The 15,217-nt window shown below is 65.3% G+C and carries 14 protein-coding genes; 8 read left to right on the top strand and 6 right to left on the bottom strand.

Translation table 11 applies throughout. The features are described from left to right. Positions 1 to 78: 78 nt before the first annotated feature. Entirely contained in the window at positions 79 to 1,434 is a 1,356-nt protein-coding gene (locus J1N60_RS17535) for an ATP-grasp domain-containing protein (protein ID WP_312909240.1), read from the top strand. Positions 1,435 to 1,521: 87 nt separating this feature from the next. Here the strand turns inward: J1N60_RS17535 and J1N60_RS17530 are convergent, their stop codons facing one another. Then, on the bottom strand, positions 1,522 to 2,319 hold the full coding sequence (locus tag J1N60_RS17530; RefSeq protein WP_312909239.1) for a PRC-barrel domain-containing protein: 798 nt from the start codon (positions 2,317 to 2,319) through the stop codon (positions 1,522 to 1,524). Positions 2,320 to 2,605: 286 nt separating this feature from the next. Between J1N60_RS17530 and J1N60_RS17525 the strand changes: the two genes are divergently transcribed. The 3 genes from J1N60_RS17525 to J1N60_RS17515 all read left to right on the top strand — a co-directional run bounded on the left by J1N60_RS17525 (position 2,606) and on the right by J1N60_RS17515 (position 6,105). Further along, positions 2,606 to 3,208 carry a DNA-3-methyladenine glycosylase family protein gene (locus tag J1N60_RS17525; RefSeq protein ID WP_312909238.1) on the top strand — a complete coding sequence of 201 codons (603 nt, stop codon included), beginning with the start codon at positions 2,606 to 2,608 and terminating at the stop codon, positions 3,206 to 3,208. Positions 3,209 to 3,410: 202 nt separating this feature from the next. Further along, a complete protein-coding gene (locus J1N60_RS17520; protein ID WP_312909237.1) occupies positions 3,411 to 5,486 on the top strand; it encodes an LVIVD repeat-containing protein in 2,076 nt (691 codons plus the stop codon). A gap of 70 nt (positions 5,487 to 5,556) precedes the next feature. Beyond that, positions 5,557 to 6,105, top strand: coding sequence for a metal-dependent hydrolase (locus J1N60_RS17515; RefSeq protein ID WP_312909236.1), 549 nt, complete (start codon positions 5,557 to 5,559; stop codon positions 6,103 to 6,105). An 8-nt stretch (positions 6,106 to 6,113) separates the two neighbouring features. Here the strand turns inward: J1N60_RS17515 and J1N60_RS17510 are convergent, their stop codons facing one another. From J1N60_RS17510 to J1N60_RS17500, 3 genes are all read right to left on the bottom strand, one after another. After that, positions 6,114 to 8,783, bottom strand: a complete 2,670-nt coding sequence (locus tag J1N60_RS17510; RefSeq protein WP_312909235.1) for a heavy metal translocating P-type ATPase — start codon at positions 8,781 to 8,783, stop codon at positions 6,114 to 6,116. A 160-nt stretch (positions 8,784 to 8,943) separates the two neighbouring features. Next, positions 8,944 to 9,699 carry a helix-turn-helix domain-containing protein gene (locus J1N60_RS17505; RefSeq protein ID WP_312909234.1) on the bottom strand — a complete coding sequence of 252 codons (756 nt, stop codon included), beginning with the start codon at positions 9,697 to 9,699 and terminating at the stop codon, positions 8,944 to 8,946. Positions 9,700 to 9,778: 79 nt separating this feature from the next. Beyond that, a complete protein-coding gene (locus J1N60_RS17500) occupies positions 9,779 to 10,348 on the bottom strand; it encodes a DUF8170 family protein (RefSeq protein WP_312909233.1) in 570 nt (189 codons plus the stop codon). A gap of 202 nt (positions 10,349 to 10,550) precedes the next feature. Here J1N60_RS17500 and J1N60_RS17495 point away from each other — a divergent pair, with 202 nt between their 5' ends. From J1N60_RS17495 to J1N60_RS17485, 3 genes are all read left to right on the top strand, one after another. Further along, positions 10,551 to 10,988 carry a winged helix-turn-helix domain-containing protein gene (locus J1N60_RS17495; protein WP_312909232.1) on the top strand — a complete coding sequence of 146 codons (438 nt, stop codon included), beginning with the start codon at positions 10,551 to 10,553 and terminating at the stop codon, positions 10,986 to 10,988. Between the two features lie 130 nt (positions 10,989 to 11,118). After that, on the top strand, positions 11,119 to 11,817 hold the full coding sequence (locus J1N60_RS17490; protein ID WP_312909231.1) for a haloacid dehalogenase type II: 699 nt from the start codon (positions 11,119 to 11,121) through the stop codon (positions 11,815 to 11,817). 109 nt (positions 11,818 to 11,926) lie between these two features. Further along, a complete protein-coding gene (locus J1N60_RS17485; protein ID WP_312909230.1) occupies positions 11,927 to 12,763 on the top strand; it encodes an alpha/beta fold hydrolase in 837 nt (278 codons plus the stop codon). A gap of 13 nt (positions 12,764 to 12,776) precedes the next feature. Here J1N60_RS17485 and J1N60_RS17480 read toward each other — a convergent pair whose 3' ends face one another. Then, the gene (locus tag J1N60_RS17480) at positions 12,777 to 12,875 is read right to left on the bottom strand and encodes a C2H2-type zinc finger protein (protein ID WP_312909229.1); all 99 of its coding nucleotides are present in this window, start codon (positions 12,873 to 12,875) and stop codon (positions 12,777 to 12,779) included. Positions 12,876 to 13,191: 316 nt separating this feature from the next. On the opposite strand from J1N60_RS17480, the gene J1N60_RS17475 reads away from it, so the two are divergent. Then, positions 13,192 to 13,674, top strand: coding sequence for a hypothetical protein (locus J1N60_RS17475; protein WP_312909228.1), 483 nt, complete (start codon positions 13,192 to 13,194; stop codon positions 13,672 to 13,674). Positions 13,675 to 13,995: 321 nt separating this feature from the next. Here the strand turns inward: J1N60_RS17475 and J1N60_RS17470 are convergent, their stop codons facing one another. Further along, positions 13,996 to 15,147 carry an acyl-CoA dehydrogenase family protein gene (locus J1N60_RS17470; RefSeq protein WP_312909227.1) on the bottom strand — a complete coding sequence of 384 codons (1,152 nt, stop codon included), beginning with the start codon at positions 15,145 to 15,147 and terminating at the stop codon, positions 13,996 to 13,998. Positions 15,148 to 15,217 lie beyond the last annotated feature (70 nt).

Genomic DNA, 15,217 nt, shown 5'->3' with positions numbered 1-15,217 from the left:
GGGATCGACGGACTGAACCGTTCACACGGGCGGCGAGAACTGATAACGCTTTTCCGCGCAGCCAGAGTTTCGTCGACTATGACAGCCGCCGATTCCGTCACGGTGGGGGTACTGAGTCTGCACACGAGCAAGGAGTCGAAGGCGATTCTCAACGCGGTCGAGGAACTTGGCCACGAGACGGCGTGGCTTCGTGAGGAGAACACGGCGATCAGCGTCGACGACGGTTCGGTCACCCTCGAGCCCGACGTCGACGTCATCGCGAACCGCATGCTGCTCTCGAACACCGAACAGCCCTGCGAGGAACTCGGGCTGGCGGATACGCTTAGCCGGCTGGTTCCGATGCTCAACGAACCGTCGGCCACGTTGACGGCGTCACACAAGCTGGCGACGGCGGCGGCGCTCGCGTCGGCCGACATTCAGGTGCCCGATGTCTTCCTCTCGCTCAGCACGGAGCGACTGAACGCGAACCGGGATCGATTCGGCGAAGAGGCGGTCTACAAGACGGCGATCGGGACCCACGGGGGCGGGACCTGGAAGGTCGGTCCCAACGACCCCGTCAACTCGAAGGTCGGGAACCGCTACGCCTTCCTCCAGAAGCTGATCGACCGCGACGGGGAGCGCCACCGCGACATCCGCGTCTACGTCGTCGGCGACGAGGTCGTCGGTGCGATGTACCGCTACGCGCCCGACAACGACTGGCGGACGAACGTCGCCGTCGGCGGTTCGGTCGAGGACGCCACCGACGACCTTCCCGAAGAAGTCACGGACATCGCCGTCGATTCGACCCAGATCGTCGGCCTCGACTACGCCGGGGTCGACATCGTCGAGGGGGACGACGGCTGGTTCGTCCTCGAGGTCAATCCGACGGCCGGATTCAAGGGCCTCTACCAGGCGACCCACGTCAGCCCGGCCCCCTACATCGCGAAACTCGCCATCGAGCGGGCGGGCGGCGAGGTCGACGACGGGCGCGTCTGGGAACTCTCGGCGAACCTCGACGACTCGACGCCTTCTGCGATGCCCGAGAGACTCACCACGACGGACGGCGAGGCCGCGATCATCGGCTACACCGAGGAAGTCGTCCTCTCCGGTACCAGCGGCTCGAAGTCCGTCTACGCCAAGTCCGACACGGGTGCGACGCGGACCAGCATCGACACACGTCTGGCCGCCGACATCGGCGCCGGCCCGATCAAGTCGATCACGCGGGTGAAGTCGGGTAGCAGCAAGACCTCCAAGAGTCGACCCGTCGTCGATGTGGTCGTCGGCGTCGGCGGCAATCAGCACACCGTCACCGCGAGCGTCGAGGACCGCAGTCACATGGACTACCCGGTCATCCTCGGCCGCGACATCCTCGGGAACTACCAGGTCGACGTGAGTCGGCGCGTCGACGGCGACGTGCCGGAGAGTCCGGAGGAGGAAGAAGAGAGCCTCGAGTAGTCGCGAGGGAAAGGAATCTCGAGCAGTCGCGAGAGAAGGAGAGCCTCGAGTCATTGGCGAAAAAAGGACCTCGAGCAGCGCCACAACTCACTCCCGAGTCGACTCCGTCGGGGCGACGATCACAGATTCGTCGGTCACGTCCACAACCTTCGAACGCTCGATCGATACCGAGCCCCGTTCTTGACGTCCCCAGCCGAGTCGGGCCCTGAGCCGTTCTGTAAGTCCGCCCTCGGAGTCGACGAGAAGGTGCTCGTCAGTGACGCCGGCGACGGTGCCGAGTCGCTCCCCGGCGGTATCGACGACTGGCTTTCCCTCGTCGGTCGCGGTGAGCCGATCACCGCCCTCCGAACGTTCCGTTCGTCGTCCCGCTCGCGGCGTCGAGCGCGCGCCGCCGCCCATCGGGGCCTGTTCTTCGCGGACGACGACGCCGCCACCCATCGGCTCCTCGTGATCGATCGATTCGGCGCCGCCGCCCATCGGGACGATTTCGTCCTCGTACTCTCCGCCAGCGGGTTCTGCGGGATCGATCTCGATCTTCAGCGCCTCCTCGTCGGCGAGCGCCTGCTCGAGCGCCGGCCGATCGATCCCGGTTCGTCGAGCGACGCGCGCTCGAGACGTGAGCGCGAAGTACCCGACCTCCTGCGGGTTCGGGTCGTCCTCGAGGTGGACGAACGCCAGGTCGTATCGATCGAGGACGTCCGCGAACGCGCCCCACTCGAGTTCGCGGTGGTCTCCGTTTGGCGAAACGTCTTCCTGATGCACGAAGGTGTACGTTCGCTCGCCGCCCTCCTCGACGACGACGGGGCGGGCGTGGCGGTCGGCGGCCCAGCGTTCGATGCGGTTCGGATCGGTCGTCACCCAGGCGGTCGCGTGGTCGTCGGCCATACGGTTCGGCCGTCGTCCACCATCCCAAATCGTCCGGACTGTTTCGGTCGACAGGCGGCGATTGCCCCGTGCACGACGTCACGTCGATCTGTAACTCGCCGTCTCGGTTCGTCTCCAGACGGCCAACAGGGCCGTTCAGTCGGGCTATCCGCGCACATAGTGCGATTACGAGCGGGGGAGGGAGACGGGACGGCGAGTAACCGTAGCTTTCGGGGGAGACTGGAGACGGATTGGCCGGAGTGCCTCGAGCAACGACCTTTTGCCCGTTCCGTGCTTCTTCCCGTCAATGTCGACGCAGGCAGCAGCCGAAGACATCCTTCGGCGCGATCCGATCATGGCCGAGCTCGTCGAACGGTACGACCTCGCCCCGATCGACGCCTCGATGGGCGAGTACGAACGGCTCCTCGTCTCGATCATCAACCAGCAGTTGTCGACGGTCTCCGCGATGGCCGTCCGCGAGCGCACGTTCGACGTCCTGGGCCAGGAGATCACGCCGAGGCGCGTCCTCGAGATCGAGGACGAACCGCTGCTCGAGGCGGGACTGAGCCGATCGAAGGTCGAGTACGCCCGGAACGCCGCCGAGGCATTTCTCGAGCGCGACCTCACCCGGGAGGGGCTGGCCGATCACACGAACGACGAGGTGCTCGAGGAACTGACGGCGATTCGGGGCGTCGGCGACTGGACGGCTCGTATGTACCTCCTGTTCGTCCTCGAGCGCCCCGACGTGCTCCCACTCGGCGACCTTGCCGTCCGGCGGGGCATCGAAGCGCTATACAACGACGGGGCGGAACTCTATCGAGCGAAAATGCGCGAAATCGCCGAACCGTGGCGACCCCATCGAAGTCTGGCGACGCGGTACATCTGGGCAGACTACGAATCGGACGACTAACTGGAGTAGGCGAACTGGCGCGATCGGCCGGCGCTCGAGGAATTGACGGAACGACTAGCTATAGTATTCGAAGTTATTAACTACAATATATAGAGTAATGAGGCCGCAAAATCGAGGCCGAACACCGTTCGACGAAAGGTGTTGACGCGTTTGTCAAAACGCACTAAAGGCGTTCCATGGTACCACGGCTCGCAGGGATACGATGCCAGCACGTGACACACTCGAGAGCGAGACCAGACGAGCGGTACTCCGAGCGGCTGCCGGGGCGATGGGCGTCGCCGCAGTCGGCGGAACCGCGGGGGCGCACAAGGAGTCGACCAACGGGGGCACCGGCGAGCAGTTCGACGGCGAGCGACGGGACGCGGCGGCGAACACGGAGGTCGTCGGCTACCACAGCGCCGGTGGCGTCGGGCCGGCTTCCCTCTCCGGACAGCCAGCGGACCCTCACTACGGCGGATTCAGCGAATTCCGGGTCCACGACGACCTGGCATTTGCGTCCGTTTTCTCCTCGCGAGACGAGACGCCCGACAGGGGGCTGGCGATCTTCGACGTGAGCGACTTCACGCGCGCCGAGTCCCGTGACGACCTCGAGACGGCCGAAATCGGCTGTCTCGCCTTCTACCGGAACGAGAACGACGCGGCGGCGGTGATGGACGTCAAACTCAGCGACGACGGGCAGTACGCGTTCTGCTCGAAACAGCCGGTCAACGCGCTGTTCGACGAGTCCGACGGCTCGACCGGGACGGACGACCACGACGGCGGGGCCGACGGTGCGGCCCTCGAGGTCGTCGACGTCTCCGATCCGGGGAATCCGGAACTCGTCACTCAGACGACGCTGTCGGTGTGGGTGCTCGGCCCCCACAACGCCTGGTACCACCAGATCGGCGGCCGCGAGTACGTCTTCACCGCCCACGGCGAGGACGGGATAACCGGCGGGATCAACGTCTTCGAGTTCGACCGCGACCTCGGCACGCTCGAGCACGTCAACTGGTGGAACTACGACAGCGAACTCGGTGAACCCGAAACCGGCACCGAGGGCGGAGCCTACTACACCCACGACGTCGTCGTGCAGGACGATCCGCGATACGGAATCCCGATCCTCTACGACGCCAACTGGAACGCCGGCGTGCGTATCCTCGACGCGAGCGATCCGACGGACCTCGAGGAACTTGGCGTCTTCGAGATGGACCGCGCCCACCACGCCGTCCCCGCCCCGACGCTCCTCGGCGGCAAGCGCGTGTTCGTCGCGGGTCACGAGACGCCCGCGAGTCACGAGGACCAGGGGTACGTCCGCACCGACGGCGAGTCCGGGCACTACTACCTCGTCGACGCCGACCCGCTCGACGCGGTGATCGATGGCGACGCCGACTCCGCCTACCTCGGTATTTCGACGACGCTCCTCGAGGACGGCGTCGAACCCGCGAGCAGGGAAGCGTTCGAGATGTACGGCGGCGCCGTCGAGGACGGTGGACCGACTACCGAACTCGACCACTGGATCCTCTTCGAGTCAACCGACCAGACGTTCGAAGAGACGCCAGGTTTCGAGCACGAGGCCGCCGACGACGACTGGACCTACGAGGGCTTCGACGACTTCAACCTGAGCGCGCACAACTTCGACATCGACACCGACGGAACCGTCGTGGCGGGCCACTACCACGCCGGAACCCGGTTCCTGCAGATTACCGACGACTTCGCTCTCGAGGAAACCGGCTACTCCCGCGTCGGACCGGACGTGCCCGAGGACGCGACGCTCGGGGATCTGACCACGGGAACGCCGTTTCACTGGTCCGCCGTGATTCGAAACGGCGTCTCGTTCTCGGGCGGGATCAACGCGGGACCCCAGGCGATCGCCCACGACGGTATCGAGGTGGGCGGCGACACGCCTGTCGACCTCGAGATCGAGCGGGAGGCCGACGCCTCGCTGTTCACCGCCGGCCAGACGAGCCAGGTTCGCGTCCACGTCGACACCGACGAACCCGTCCGCGTTCGGGATCGGATCCCCGTCGACTGGGAGGTCGTCGCCGGCGACGTATCTGTCGAGCAACTCGACGGCTACCGAAAGGTCGTGACTTTCAACGACACCGTCGAGGAGCGCACGCTTCGATACTACGTCGAGGTTCCCGACGACGCGACGGACAGCTACGCCGTCGGCCCGCTCGAGTACGCCCGGCCGACCGTCGAGGCGGATTACGGCGGCGGCGTTTCGGCGAACAATCGACTCTGGCGGAAGGCGAACGGCGAAGTCGACATCTCGACGGTGGTCGGACTCGAGACCTGATCAGACATCGGGTGGATCGTCCCATTGGAGACGGCCACATTCTTTGAACGGTCGCGGAGAAGGTCGATACGTGCAGCCCGTCGTTCACCCCGTCGTCGGCTACCTCTGTTACGCGGCGTACGCACGGTGGAGCCGCGGTGAGCCACCGCGCGACGAATCGGCGCTCGTCGCCGTCCTCGCCGCTAGCCTCGCCGATCTGATCGACAAGCCGCTCGCCGCCGTGGGCGTCGTCGATGTCGGTCGAACAGTCGGTCACTCTCTCCTGTTCGCCGTCCCGCTCGTGGCCGTTGCCTGGATCCTCGCTGCTCGAGCCGACCGCCGAGACCTCGGGGTCGCGGTCGCCATCGGGTACGGCTCGCACGTTCTCGCGGACGTCCCCTGGCACGTGCTGTCCGGGGACTACGCGGAACTGGGGTTCCTTCTGTGGCCGGTGTCTCACATGCCGGCGTACACGGGAGTCAAGCCCCTCGGCCTCGGTACCGTCGCGGGTTTCGAGGCGACGACCCTGTGGCTCGAGGCGGTCATCCTGGTCGCCGGCATCGTGCTCTGGTGGATCGACGGCCGGCCGGGCGTCGGGGCCGTCGGGACCGCCATTGGTCGACTACGCGAGCGCGGATAATCACTGGTTCAGGCGGACGAATCGTCGTCGTCCAGCGTCTCCGGTTCCACTCGCGAGAGCCGCATGGCGTTGCCCGTCACGGCGAGGCTCATCCCCATGTCGCCGATCACGACGGCGTGGATGATCGTCACCAGACCGAACGGGGTCCCCGCAGCCAGCACCGCCTTGACGGCGAGGCTCGAGCCGATGTTCTGGCGGATCACGCCGTTGGCCGTCCCCGAGAGCCGGTAGAGGTACGGCAATCGGGTGAGGTCGTCGCCCATCAGCGCCACGTCGGCGGTCTCGAGGGCGGTGTCGGTCCCGGCGGCGCCCATCGCGATGCCGACGCTCGCGGTGGCCAGGGCGGGGGCGTCGTTGATGCCGTCGCCGACCATCGCGACGGTCCGTGCGGATTCTGTGGATTCGCCGCCCTCGAGGTCGCGAATTACCTCGAGTTTCTCCTCGGGGAGCAGTTCGGCGTGGTACTCGTCGATGCCGACCTCTTCGGCGATGGCGCGGGCGGTCCCCTCGTTGTCGCCAGTGAGCATAACGACGTGAACGCCCTGGTCCTGGAGTTTGGAGACGGCCCACGCGGCCTCCGGACGAACCCGGTCCGCGACGGCGATCAGCCCCAGGAGTCGGTCGTCGGTGCCGACCAGTACGACCGTCTTGCCCTCGGACTCGAGACGGGGCACCACTGTTTGCAGGAGGTCGAGGCAGTCCTCGCGGCTACACTGGGGCTGAGTATCGACCTCTTCGGGGGACACTACGCCGACGCCCGCGCCGCCGTCAGTTCGCGCGTGCGTGTGCTCGAGGTCCAGCCCCAGGCCGTCGAACAGGTCCGGCTTGCCGACGTAGTGGCGCTCGCCGTCGAGGTCACCCTGGACACCGCGGCCGGTGAGCGCCTCGAAGTCCGTCACCGTCGCGTCGTCGCCGTTTGCGTCGACTCCTTGCTCGTCCGCGTAGCCGACGATGGCCTCGCCGACCGGGTGCTCGCTCCGCCGTTCCAGGGCCGCCGCTCCCGCGAGCACGTCGTCCTCGTCGGCTCCCTCGAGGGCGACCACGTCGGTCACCGAGAGCTCGTCGGTCGTCAGCGTCCCCGTCTTGTCGACGGCGAGGACGTCGCTCTCGCCCACGGCCTCGAGGTATCGGCCACCCTTGATCAGCACGCCGTGTTTCGCGGCGCTCGTGATCCCCGAGACGACGCTGACGGGGGTCGAGATGACGAACGCGCAGGGACAGGCGATGACCAGCAGGGTGAGTCCCCGGAGGAACCACGTGTTCCAGTCGGCGCCGACGAGCAACGGCGGGCCGGTCGCCAGCGCGACCGCCGAGACGACGACGATGGGGGTATACACCGCAGCGAACCGGTCGACCAGTCGCTCACGGTTCGTCCGCTCGCGCTCGGCGTCGGCGACGAGGTCGACGATCCGGGAGAGCGTCGACTCGCCGGCCTCGCTCGTGACCTCGACCTCGAGGTAGCCCGACTCGGCGATGGTCCCCGCGTAGACCTCGTCGCCGCTCGAGCGATCGACGGGAACGCTCTCGCCGGTGATCGGCGACTGGTCGACCGCGCTGGTGCCCGCACGGACGACGCCGTCGGCGGGAACCTTCTCGCCGGGTCGGACGACGACGGTGTCTCCTGGCTCGAGGACGTCCGCGGGGACGGTCTCCTCCTCGCCGTCCGCGCGCTTGACGGTCGCCGTCTCCGGCGAGAGCTCCATCAGCTCCCGCAGGGAATCGCGAGCGCGGTCCATCGAGAACCGCTCGAGCAACTCCGCGACGCTGAACAGGACGGCGAGCATCGCCCCCTCGAAGGGGTGGTGGGCCGCGACGCTGGCCAGGATCCCGGCGCTCATCAGGAAGTCGATGTCGAGGCTCCGGGCTCGCAGGGAGTAGTAGCCGCTTCGCAACACCGGCGTCCCGGCGACGGCCGCCCCCGCGATGAACAGCAGGTGGGAGACGGCGAACTCCCGGCCCACCACGGTAGCGACGATCGGGTTCGCGCTCGTAAGGACGAACGCCAGCGCCATCCCGACCGCGAGGAACACGGCGCCGATGGCCGTCGTCAGGGCCCGCCGGGTTCGCCAGATCGGCGTCGACTCCTCGTACTCGGGGTTCCCGTTGTCACTCGAGAGCGGGCGAGCGTCGTAGCCGGCGCCTTCGATCGCGGCGACGACGGTTTCGTCGACGTCGGGCGCGGACCCAGTGCCCGACCTCGACGACCCTACGTCGGTCGCCGACTGGGTGTCCAAACTCGAGGTACTCGCGTCGATCCCCCTCACCGTCACCGTCACGTGCCCCGATCCAGGGAGTGTCTCGACCGACTCCAAGTCCAGGGCCTCGAGATCCGCGAGCGCTCGCTCGACCTTGCTGGCACACGAGGGACAGTCCATCTCCGGGACTGCGTAGGCTCGTTCGCCGGTCCCGTCGGGGTGACCGCCGTCGTCTCGGCGGGTCGACGCCACCACGTCGTAGCCGACGCTCTCGATCCGTGCGCGAATCGCGCTCTCGTCGGTTCGCTCCGGGTCGTATCGCACGAGGAGGCGGCCGCTGGCGACGGCGGGATCGATCTCGGCGACGCCGTCGACTCCCCCCAGGCTACGTTCGATCTTCGTCGCACACGACGAACAGTCCATCTCCGGCACCCGCACCTCGAGTTCGGCCACTCGGGTGCCATCGACGGCTCGATCACTCATTACTGGCGAGTACGAGCCCGGTACCTATACCGCTTATTTGGCGCACGCCAACTTTTGGTTCGATCGGCATGGGTTGGACCCACGGCACGACCCTGATCGACTGCACGTCACAATGGGGTCAATCGCATAAAATGCGGGCGACAGCCTCCTCGACGGACGGCTATCGAGCGGACAACACGGCCTCGAGCGAGTCGTCGCTCGCGACCACCGACTGTGCGAGGGCGGCCTCGGCCCGACGGAGGCGATAAGAGAGTGTCGACCGTGGGATCTCCAACTCCCCGGCCAGCTCCGAGAGTTCGACCGCGCGCGGCGTCTCGTAGTACCCGGCCTCGACTGCTGCCCGGAGGGCCTCGAGCTGCTCGGTCGACAGTCCCAGCCCATCGTCGTGGCTGGCATCGAGCGAGCGGTCGGGATCCACGTCGGTCAGGCGCAGCATCTCGATCCCCGTACACTCGCCGACCTCGGCGTCGAGCGCGTCGAAGAAGTCGTGAATCGGCGCCTCGTCGCCGAGGACGATCCGCCAGCGGTGGCGCCGGCCCTCGCGGTCGGTCTCGAACAGCAGGCCGGGCCCGAAGTGCTCGAGGGCCAGGTGGGGAACTGAGGTGCATACGTCGGTCCGCTCCCAGAACGTGTAGACGATACGCGTGTCGCTCGAGCGGTCGAGCACCTGGGTCTCACAGGAGGCGCCACAGTCGTCCTTGACGAGGCAGTCCGCGAAGTAGGCAGCGTCCTGGTAGGCGGCCTCGAGAGCCTCGAGGGCCTCGGTCGGGCCGGTCGCGTGGTCGACTCGCCAGAGGCTGTCGGGGGTGACGTGACACGACAGCGACCGAATCCGCGCGTCGGAGTGGTCTGCAAGCACGTCCGCCACGGGGTTGGTCCCGGGGTCGTACTCGAGGGCGAAGACGAACTCTCTCATTGGAAGGAGTACGGGGCAGCGGACAAAAAGGGTTCCTGCGGTGTTGCGGGTTTACAGAAGTTCCTGCGGGGTTGTGAGACTACGGAATCGACCCCGTCCGCTCGCGGAGTTCGGGTTCGGTCGACCACTCGAGGAGTTGGCCTTCGTCGTCCAGCAACTCGAAGAAGTGGGCGATCATCGCGTCGAACGCCTCGTACTCGGCCTCTCGATCCTCGTACGCGCGCTTCAGCGCCCACGTCTTTTCTCGAAGCGGCGGATGCGACAGCGCCCCGGCCTCCCATTCCTGACCGCCGCGGTTGTGTTCGAAGACGCCGACGACGACGTCGACTCGACGGACGAGCACGTGAAACTTGAGCGCGAAGTTCGCCGTAAACTCGGGGACCTCCTTCATCAGGAACGCGTGATCGTTGGGTCGGCGTTCGTCGAGGACGTCCCGGACCGCGACCAGCCGCGTCTCCTCCTCGTCGCCGTAACTCCCGATGACGAAGTACGATCGATCGCTGTAGAGCACGCGAGTGAACGCGTCGTGATCCTCGAAGACGGCCCGCTTCAGGGCCTGCACGTCTTCCGGCGTCAGCGACCGGTCGGCCGTCGTTTCGAGGGTCTCGAGTACGTCGTCGACGGCCTCGAGTCGGCCATCTTCGTCCATTATCGTATTTATCGGACGAAAGGCCGTGGAATAGTAGTGTCGGTTCGTTCGCTGGTCGACGTTGCAGCGATCGATTCAGTTACAATCGCCTTAGTCATAATCGACTCGGTTGTTACCAGTATAGTTGCAACCAGTCCAGTTACGACTGTCACAGTCTGTACCCAAACAATTAAATCGCCGGTCGACGTAGCTATCGATAGCCATGTCCCACGACGCCCACGCATCCAACCCGTCGACAGCGGACGCAAGTGCCGAAAGTACGGAGTGGGACCGTCTGCGGCTCATCACCCAGCCGACTCGAGCGGCGCTGCTCAGTGACATCCTCGGCCACCCGAAGGAATCCCCCAGCGTTCGCGAGTTCGACTACCGCAATCTGGACGTCAAACGGAGTACCATCGAGTACCACCTCCAGGAACTGGTCGAGGCCGGCGTCGTCGAGAGGATCACGCTCCCGAACGGTGAGCGGAAACGGGACCTCCCGTCGACGTTCTACGGATTGACCGACGAGGGCTACGACCTGCTCGAGCGTCACGGCCTCCTCGAGGAACAGCCGGTCTGGAAGGCGGTCGACGAACGCCTCGAGAAACCCCCCGAGATCCGGGCGGCGGAGGAACTCGAGCGACACGCGGACGACGCGTAGTCCACGACGCCGCTTTTGTGGTGCTAACTCGAGGGGATCTGCTTCTGGACCGGTAAACACGGTCGAGTTGAGCCGAACGAGAGAATGGGGCCGGCCAAGCTATTTCGCCGCCGGTCGCGAACCCAACGGTATGTCCTCGACCTTCGATCCCGACGCAGTCGAAGCGGTCGCGTTCGATTCGTACGGCACGCTCGTGGACGTCTCGGGGGTCGCCGACGCCCTCGAGCCCCACCTCGAGGAAGCCGATCCGGCCCTCGTCGCGACGATCTGGCGCCAGCGCTCGCTGGCGTACGCGATGGTCGGCAACGCCATCGGCGAGTACGACACGTTCTACGCGATGAATCGTCACGCTCTGCGATTCGCGCTCGAAACGGTCGACGTTGATCTCGAGGAAGCCGAACGCGAGGCCGTGCTCGAGACGTACCACGAACTGCCGGTGTTCGACGACGTTCGCGACGGCATCGAGCGCGTCCGCGACCTCGGGTACGACTGTTACGTCGTCTCGAACGGTAACGAGGCGATGCTCGAGTCGCTGGTCGACCACGCCGACCTCGGCGACCTGCTCGTCGACACGATCAGCGCTGACGAGGTCGAGCGGTTCAAACCCCAGCCCCGGCTGTATCGCCACGCCGCCGACCGAATCGACGCGCCGACCGAGTCGATCGCTTTCGTGGGCGCGGGCTGGTGGGACGTGCCGGGCGCGATGAACGCCGGGTTGCAGGGCGTCTGGATCAATCGACAGGATACGCTCTGGGGACCGTACGACGTCGAACCCGACCTGACGATCGAGACGATCCACGACCTCGCGGCCGAACTCGAGGGGGCGTAGCCTCCGGAGCACTCGTATCAGCCTCCGGTCCCCGTCGCCTCCGGTCTTCCCCTCCCGTGCGGAAGCAAGGCCAAGCACTATCGACAGTGGTGTGACAGCGCGACACGGTATGGAGTACGAACGCTGGACGACCGAGCAATGGACGGAGACGGTATCCGTCGACGAACACGACCTCGAGGTTGCCTACTACGACGAAGGCGACGGCGAGCCGATAGTATTCTGCCACGGCATCCCGACGTCCTCGTTCCTCTGGCGCGAAATCGCCCCGCCGCTCGCCGACGACTACCGCGTGATCGTCCCCGACATGGTCGGGTACGGAAACTCGGCGATGCACGATGGGTTCGACCGCTCGATCAGGGCGCAAGAGGAGATGATCGACGGACTGCTCGACGAACTGGGCGTCGACCCCGTTACGTTCGTCGGTCACGACCTCGGTGGGGGCGTCGGACTCCGGTACGCCGTCCACGAACCCGAGGCAGTCGATCGACTCGTTCTCTCGAACGCGGTCAGCTACGACTCCTGGCCGATCGAGACGATCGTCGATCTCGGGATTCCGTCGACCATCGACGAGATGAGCGTCAAGGACGTTCAGGAGATGGTCGAGAAGATCTTCCGCAACACCCTCGCTGGCGATCCCGACGAGGCGTTCCTGGAGGGAATGTTCGTGCCGTGGAACTCCGAGGAGGGGATCGTCTCACTCTCGCGAAATGCCATCGGGACGAACACGAGCCACACGACCGAGATCGACCCCGGCGAGGTTGCAGCGCGGACGCTGCTTCTGTGGGGTGCCGACGATGAGTTTCAGCCAATGGAGTACGCGGAACGACTCGAATCGGACGTTTCCGAGGCAGAACTCATCGGCCTCGACGGGGCGAACTACTGGGTAATGGTCGATCGGCCGGAGGCGTACCGCAATCGATTTCGCTCGTTTCTCGAGGATGCGTAAAGCGCCTGGACGACTACATCTCGTCTCGGTGTTCCTCCTGATTGTGTTCCTGTAGCTCTTCTTCGCTATCGAACGTCGCTCCACAGAGGTTGCATTCGTGTTCGTCTGCCATGGTGCGAGGTAACGGGCAACACTCGGCCTTATGTAACATCGGCTGTCAGTCGCAAGCACAATCGTCGTCGATTTCGAAGGCGGCTGCTCGGCTTTTGCTGTGGCCGTGATGACCATCGCTCGCAATCCCTCGTTGCAGTCGATGTTGAGCCACCACACCACGTGACGACACGAGAGTAGCTGCCGTCCAGAGCAGGCTGGTCGTTGCTCACGTCGAGAAGCGAGTGCTCGATGTGGGGACGTGGATCTGAGTGGGTGATCTACGGTTCTCGCCTCGAAAGAGGGTTGTCGCTGGTTCGCGTAGTAATCACGGACGCATGAGCGATCGTAAATGGTTCCGGGGGCTGTGGACGTTCTACCTCGAGTACACCAGAACGGGGATGCACACGGCGACCGCGGCGGCGTTCGCCATCTTCGCGCTCCTGGTGTTCGTCGATTCGCTCTTCGCCGTGCTCGCGATCGGCGTATACGTCGTCCCGCCCGTGCTGTTTTACGTGCTCGATCGGGATCTGTCGATAGCCGGTGACGTGGACGAGAACGAGAGGGAATTACCGCGTGAAACGGTCGCAGACAGCGGTGTCGGTAACCGGACCAGGGGTGATGGCGATACTGGCAGCGACTCGGATTCGGATACGGACAGCGACGGTGGTGATACGGATACCGACTCTGATTCGGATAGCGACGACGGCGACACAGACACGGATTCGGACAGCGACGATCGTGATACAGACTCGGATTCGGATTCCGATAGCGACGACGGCGATACGGACTCCGATTTCGACACGCTCCCGCCGGAGTAATCGAGCGTTCCCGACTCGAGAGGCGATGCAATCACAACCGGACGAGACGGTAGTGGCCAGGCGCGCGTCTCGAGCGACAGCGAGAGGCGAGCGCTCCAACGGAAACGCGCGCATTTCCGAGCATCGCGAACGCGTCGCGTTCGCTCAACGGGGAAGGGCAGGCAATCACAGCATCACTACCGCGAGCGAACGCAGTGAGCGAGCGGGCCGACGAGCGACCATCGGGAGCGAGGAGTGCTTTTGGTCCAGCTTTTATCGAGGGACGCTTCGCTGTGCGGCGAAGCCGTCAGCGAAGCAGACCGCAGAATAAAAGGTGGGTTTTTAGAACCCTTTCCCGAGCATCTCGCGGGCGATAATGTTCTTTTGGATCTCCGTCGTGCCCTCGTAAATCTGGGTGATCTTCGCGTCGCGGTAGAAGCGCTCGACGGGGAAGTCGTTGACGTAGCCGGCGCCGCCGTGGATCTGGACGGCCTCGTCGGCGACGTCGACGGCAACGCGGGAGGCGTACTCCTTGGCCATCGAGGCCAATTGGGTGATGTCCTCGCCCTGGTCGACGTTCCAGGCAGCCTTGTAGGTCAGGTTGCGGGCGGCCTCAGTTTTCGTCGCCATGTCGGCGAGTTTGTGCTGAATAGCCTGGAACTCCGAGATGGACTTGCCGAACTGTTCGCGATCCTGGGCGTACTCGAGGGCGGCCTCGGTGGCTCCCTTCGCAATGCCGACGCCCTGTGCCGCGACGGCGGTGCGGGTCTCGTCGAAGAACTGCATCTGCTGGAGGAAGGCGGCGTCTTTCGTGCCGACGAGGTTCTCCTCGGGGACGCGCACGTCGTCCAGGATCACTTCGGCGGTGTCCGACGCGCGGATGCCGAGTTTGCCGGTGATCTTCTCGGTCGAGACACCGTCGCGGTCGGTCTCGACGATGAACTGGCTGAAGCCGTTGTACCGGCCCTCGGCGTCGGGGTTCGTCTTCGTGAGGACGACGAGGAAGTCGGCGACCGTGCCGTTGGTGATCCACATCTTGTTGCCGTTGATAACCCACTCGTCGCCGTCCTTCTCGGCGCGCGTGGAGACGGAGGAGACGTCGGACCCGGTGTCGGGTTCCGAGATCGCGGCGCCGGAGACGGCTTCACCCAGCGCAACGGGCTCGAGGTACTCCTCTTTCTGTTCTTCGGTCCCGAAGTTCATGATCGCCTCACAGCCGAAGGAGGTGGCGACGATCGAGAGCGCGATGCCGGGGTCGACGGCGAACAGTTCCTCGGTGATGATGGCGGTGTCGAGGATCGAGTAGCCCGCGCCGCCGTACTCCATCGGGATGTAGGCGCCGGTCAGGCCCATCTCGGCGGCCTTTTCGACGACGTCGTGGGGGTACTTCTCCTCGACGTCGTACTCGGTCGCGACCGGTTTGACCTCGTTTTCGGCGAAGCGCCTGACTTCCTCGCGGATCTGTTGTTGTTCGTCGGTGAGTCCGAAATCCATAGCCCTAGGTTTCTGCCTGAACGATAAAGAACTTTGTAACCGGAACTAAACTCGAGAACAGTTGTTCCTG

This window comes from Natronosalvus caseinilyticus, from assembly GCF_017357105.1.
In the GTDB taxonomy this organism is placed as follows: domain Archaea; phylum Halobacteriota; class Halobacteria; order Halobacteriales; family Natrialbaceae; genus Natronosalvus; species Natronosalvus caseinilyticus.
The sequence above is the reverse complement of the archived record's forward strand: the minus strand, read 5'-3'. Positions and strand labels throughout refer to the sequence as shown.

Excerpts from the sequence above, each read along its gene's own strand:
- J1N60_RS17530 (WP_312909239.1), bottom strand. The coding sequence starts at position 2,319 with ATGGCCGACGACCACGCGACCGCCTGGGTGACGACCGATCCGAACCGC.
- J1N60_RS17535 (WP_312909240.1), top strand. The coding sequence starts at position 79 with ATGACAGCCGCCGATTCCGTCACGGTGGGGGTACTGAGTCTGCACACG.
- J1N60_RS17505 (WP_312909234.1), bottom strand. The coding sequence starts at position 9,699 with ATGAGAGAGTTCGTCTTCGCCCTCGAGTACGACCCCGGGACCAACCCC.
- J1N60_RS17495 (WP_312909232.1), top strand. The coding sequence starts at position 10,551 with ATGTCCCACGACGCCCACGCATCCAACCCGTCGACAGCGGACGCAAGT.
- J1N60_RS17480 (WP_312909229.1), bottom strand. The coding sequence starts at position 12,875 with ATGGCAGACGAACACGAATGCAACCTCTGTGGAGCGACGTTCGATAGC.
- J1N60_RS17490 (WP_312909231.1), top strand. The coding sequence starts at position 11,119 with ATGTCCTCGACCTTCGATCCCGACGCAGTCGAAGCGGTCGCGTTCGAT.
- J1N60_RS17475 (WP_312909228.1), top strand. The coding sequence starts at position 13,192 with ATGAGCGATCGTAAATGGTTCCGGGGGCTGTGGACGTTCTACCTCGAG.
- J1N60_RS17485 (WP_312909230.1), top strand. The coding sequence starts at position 11,927 with ATGGAGTACGAACGCTGGACGACCGAGCAATGGACGGAGACGGTATCC.
- J1N60_RS17510 (WP_312909235.1), bottom strand. The coding sequence starts at position 8,783 with ATGAGTGATCGAGCCGTCGATGGCACCCGAGTGGCCGAACTCGAGGTG.
- J1N60_RS17470 (WP_312909227.1), bottom strand. The coding sequence starts at position 15,147 with ATGGATTTCGGACTCACCGACGAACAACAACAGATCCGCGAGGAAGTC.
- J1N60_RS17520 (WP_312909237.1), top strand. The coding sequence starts at position 3,411 with ATGCCAGCACGTGACACACTCGAGAGCGAGACCAGACGAGCGGTACTC.
- J1N60_RS17500 (WP_312909233.1), bottom strand. The coding sequence starts at position 10,348 with ATGGACGAAGATGGCCGACTCGAGGCCGTCGACGACGTACTCGAGACC.
- J1N60_RS17525 (WP_312909238.1), top strand. The coding sequence starts at position 2,606 with ATGTCGACGCAGGCAGCAGCCGAAGACATCCTTCGGCGCGATCCGATC.